Below are 3,200 nucleotides of genomic sequence, written 5' to 3'. Positions count from 1 at the left end.
GACGGCGGAGGAACTGGGCGGCGCTGAGGTCCACACGCGCGAATCCGGCGTCGCCGATCACTATGCGCTGAACGACGACCATGCGCTGGCCATCGTCCGGCGCATCGTCGGGAACCTGAATCGAAAGAAGACGATAGGGCTCGATCTTCAGAAACCGATTCCGCCGCTCTACGACCCGCGCGAGATCTACGGCATCATCCCTTCCGACACGCGCCAGCCCTACGACGTGCGCGAGGTGATCGCCCGCGTCGTCGACGGTTCCGAGTTCGACGAGTTCAAGGCCAATTACGGCACGACGCTGGTGACGGGCTTCGCCCATCTGCACGGCATCCCCGTCGGCATCATCGCCAACAATGGCGTGCTGTTTTCCGAAAGCGCGCTGAAGGGCGCGCACTTCATCGAACTGTGCTGCCAGCGCAAGATCCCGCTCGTCTTCCTGCAGAACATCACCGGTTTCATGGTCGGCCGCAAATACGAGGCCGGCGGCATCGCCCGCGACGGGGCCAAGCTCGTCACGGCGGTCGCCACGGCGGGCGTGCCGAAGGTGACCGCGATCATCGGCGGCTCGTTCGGCGCCGGCAATTACGGGATGTGCGGCCGCGCCTACTCGCCCCGCTTCCTGTGGATGTGGCCGAACGCGCGCATCTCCGTCATGGGCGGCGAACAGGCGGCCACCGTGCTCTCCATCGTCAAGCGCGAGGGCATCGAGCGGCGCGGCGGCCAGTGGAGCGCCGAGGAGGAAGCCGAGTTCCGCCGGCCGATCCTGGAGAAATACGAGCGCGAGGGGCACCCGCTCTATTCGAGCGCCCGGCTGTGGGACGACGGCATCGTCGATCCGGCGAAGACGCGCGAGGTGCTGGCGCTGTCACTGGGCGCCGCGCTCAACGCGGAGATCGGCGAGACGAAGTTCGGTGTTTTCAGGATGTGAGGCAGCATCCCGATCACCAGCGGCGTGGCGCGGACCAATTCCGACAGGACGAGACTTTGCGTCGATCCAGGGGTATATGCACCGGATGGGATTCGGGGTTTTCATTCACCGCTCAGATTCGATCTATGATGACCGCCCGGCGGAGCGATACCAGTTTCCGCCCCAGTATCTCACCCGTGTCAATGCATGCGTTGGTCATTGGATCCTCTACTATGAGCCTCGCAGCGTTCGTGAAACCCGTGGCTACTATGCGATAGCGAAAGTCCAGGAGGTCGTTCGCGACCCTGCGGCGCCCGACATGTATCTGGCGGTCATCGAGCCGGGCAGCTATCTCGATTTCGCTCGACCCGTACCGTTCAGTGGTCCTGACGGCGTTCTGGAACGCGGGGTCCTGAATGCGGAAGGCCGCATCTCCGGAAGAGCCCAGTCTGCCGTACGCCCAATCTCTCCGAGTGACTTCAATCGCATCCTTGCGGCAGGCCTTCAAGACGAAGCCGTTCTGCCGCGCGTAGGAGATGTTGAGCTTGATGGTTTCGAGGAACCTCAGGCCCCTTTCCAGCTCGAACAGGAGCGTGTGCGCATAGAATACTTCACGTCTCGCGCGGTCCGGGACCGGGTCTTTCGCCGTCTCGTCCTGCGCGCCTATGATGCACGATGTGCGATCACTGGTCTCAAGCTGATCAATGGTGGCGGCCGCGCAGAAGTCGAGGCAGCCCATATCCGGCCCGTTGGGGCCAATGGGCCCGATATCATAACCAACGGCATCGCGCTTTCAGGCACGGTGCACTGGATGTTTGATCGAGGGCTAATCAGTCTGGGTCCAGAGATGGACATTCTAGTCTCAAGGCACGTGAATGACCCGGAGAGCGTACGGGGATTGATCAACAAGACCGGTCGCGCGCTAACGCCGCCGCGCGCCTCCGAAAGGCCGCACCCAAGTTTTCTGCAATGGCATCGCGAGCACTGTTTCAAGCAGTGAGCAGTGCACCGTTAATGCCCTCCTTCGCCGGACCGCTGGAACGGCGACGTTTTCGCGAATAGGTTTCGCGGATGGACACGCAACACGACGCGATTCGCATCGCCGCTGCCATCATCACCCGTCCGGATGGCATGACCCTTCTCGTGCGCAAGCAAGGCACCTCGGCCTTCATGCAGCCGGGCGGCAAGATCGAGGCGGCGGAGCAGCCCGTCATGGCGCTCTGTCGTGAGCTCCGGGAGGAAATCGGCCTCAGCGTCGATGCAGCGGCGCCGATACATCTCGGCCGATTCAGCGCCCCTGCGGCCAACGAGGCAGGACGCACGGTCGTGGCCGAACTGTTCCGGCTGACGATCGACGGGCATGTGGAACCTGCCGCCGAGATCGCGGAAATCGCCTGGGTCGATCCCGGAGCGCCCGGAGCGTTGCCGCTGGCGCCGCTGACGCGCGACAGCGCACTTCCGTTAGCCTGCCGCTGACCGGACGCATGGCGACTGCTTGTCCGCGCTCACCCTCCGTTCACCAGTCCCAGCACCAGCCGGTGCACATTGCCGCCCTCGCTTAGCTCTTCCCGGTCGAAATCCCTGCCCTTCTGCCGCTGCGCCTGCGACAGCCGGCCGAGATGACCCTGGAGCTTCTGGCGCACCTTCTGGCAGTTCGGGTCGTTGTCGGCAGTCAGGCCGACCGAGACGGCCTCAATCTCCTTCACCATCTCGGTGATGAACACGCCATGCATGCGCTCATGCGCCTCGACGCCGGCGATGAAGGTATCCCACAGGCGCTTCGTCGCCGCCGGCAGCGGGCCGGACGGCTTCGGCAGGCGATAGGTGATGATCAGCGTGGGTTTCGCGGAGACGAGCGTGCATTTGCCGCCGCGCGGCTGGTAGTCGCGCCGCCAGGTCAGCTTGAAGTCCGTGTAGGCGATGGCCCGCCCGACGCCCACCTTCGGCCCGCGCTCGCCGATCGAGCGGTAGAGCTCGATGCCGGTGCTGCCGGAGATAGCGTAAGTCTCGATCCGCTCGTCGGCTTTCCAATCGGCGCGCGCCGCCTGCGGCAGCACGCCGGAAAGGAATGCCGCCACCATCACCATCGTCTTCATCGGTTATCCCTGCTGTCGCACAGTCGCAGCAGGGTTAGTGGAAAGCCGCTTCGCTGGCAAACCCGACGGCCGCTTCCTCGATGCAACCGATGCACCATGGCGGGGAGATATCCCCGTCACGCAGCCGAAAAACCGCAGGAATCCCAATGCCCTGTACATTTTTATGCCGCGCCTTTCTCCCCGCCCTTCCGGCCTTT

General features: G+C 64.0%; 4 protein-coding genes. 3 read left to right on the top strand and 1 reads right to left on the bottom strand.

The annotated features are described in order from the left end of the window. The 3 genes from NA2_RS21145 to NA2_RS21135 all read left to right on the top strand — a co-directional run. The coding region (locus NA2_RS21145; protein WP_008599334.1) for a carboxyl transferase domain-containing protein at positions 1-928 on the top strand (928 nt) is incomplete at its 5' end. An 85-nt stretch (positions 929-1,013) separates the two neighbouring features. Further along, positions 1,014-1,907, top strand: coding sequence for an HNH endonuclease (locus NA2_RS21720; protein WP_008599331.1), 894 nt, complete (start codon positions 1,014-1,016; stop codon positions 1,905-1,907). A gap of 71 nt (positions 1,908-1,978) precedes the next feature. After that, complete coding sequence (locus NA2_RS21135; protein ID WP_008599330.1) at positions 1,979-2,383, top strand: NUDIX hydrolase; 405 nt, start codon at positions 1,979-1,981, stop codon at positions 2,381-2,383. A 29-nt stretch (positions 2,384-2,412) separates the two neighbouring features. Here NA2_RS21135 and NA2_RS21130 read toward each other — a convergent pair whose 3' ends face one another. Beyond that, positions 2,413-3,003 carry a DUF922 domain-containing Zn-dependent protease gene (locus tag NA2_RS21130; protein WP_008599329.1) on the bottom strand — a complete coding sequence of 197 codons (591 nt, stop codon included), beginning with the start codon at positions 3,001-3,003 and terminating at the stop codon, positions 2,413-2,415. Positions 3,004-3,200 lie beyond the last annotated feature (197 nt).

The sequence above is a fragment of the Nitratireductor pacificus pht-3B genome (assembly GCF_000300335.1).
GTDB lineage: Bacteria > Pseudomonadota > Alphaproteobacteria > Rhizobiales > Rhizobiaceae > Nitratireductor > Nitratireductor pacificus.
Note: the sequence above shows the minus strand (reverse complement) of the source record. Positions and strands in the feature narration are given on the sequence as shown.